The following is a 941-nucleotide window of genomic DNA, read 5'->3' on the forward strand; positions in this document are numbered from 1 at the left end:
GGCTTAGCGTGTGACTGCCGGATGTTGAACTTATCTTCACTCGACTTTCCTTTAATACGTTGTTCTATGCCGTAGAGCTTGCCGATTAAGTTTAATACCACATCAACTTTACCTGTTTTCGCTTTGGCATGTATCTTCTTCGCATCAACGAACTTACGACGGATATGGGCAAGACAGGCGACTAATTTGGCCTCGGTTAGCCCATAAGCTGCATAACCATCAACATGCATATAACCTTGGTAACCATCAAGAAAGTCAATCGTACATTGTGCTGCGCGGCTGTTATGGTAATCATATAAAACAATATTGGTTTTTCCACTTGCTCTATCACTGCCGCAGCAATACACCCACATATAACTGGTCGCCTTTTCTGCCTTGATAACTTTCAAGGGTGTTTCATCCGCATGAATGGCAGGCTCTGCCAGCAGTATTTCTTTCAAGCGCCTATACAGTGGCTCAAGTAATTGCGCACTGCGCAGCATCCAACTCGACATGGTTTGACGGCCTAATTCAAGTCCAATATCACTAAACATCGTTTCTTGGCGATTTAACGGCAAGCCAAATTGATATTTACAGGTGATTATTTGGCTGAGTAAACTGGGTGTGGCAATACTTTTTGGTATTGGCGTTGCTGGCATCAAGGCGGTTTTTACCACACTTTCAATGCCATTACGCTCACATTGGCGACAGGTGTATTTGGGGCGAATGGTCTTAATGACTTTGATATGAGCGGGCACAAACTCTAAGGCTTCGCTGCTACTTTCACCCATTTTGTGCAACGGGCTTTGGCAGCAATCACAAATTTTGTCGCTTTCGTCAATATCTACCACCACTACTTTACGCGGCAGTGCTTGAGGTAAAGGCTTACGTTTTGGCTTGATTTTCGTTGTCACGTCAGCGTTTTCTTTGGCCAGAAGTTTTTTATCGTGTTCATCAAGCAC

General features: G+C 44.2%; 1 protein-coding gene. It reads right to left on the minus strand.

Annotation, left to right across the window (positions count from 1 at the left end; translation table 11 throughout):
- Positions 1-941 (minus strand): IS66 family transposase (gene tnpC, locus MTCD1_RS18285; protein ID WP_143760143.1); only part of this gene is annotated, 941 nt, incomplete at both ends.

The organism is Colwellia marinimaniae (genome assembly GCF_002207865.1).
Lineage (GTDB): Bacteria > Pseudomonadota > Gammaproteobacteria > Enterobacterales > Alteromonadaceae > Colwellia > Colwellia marinimaniae.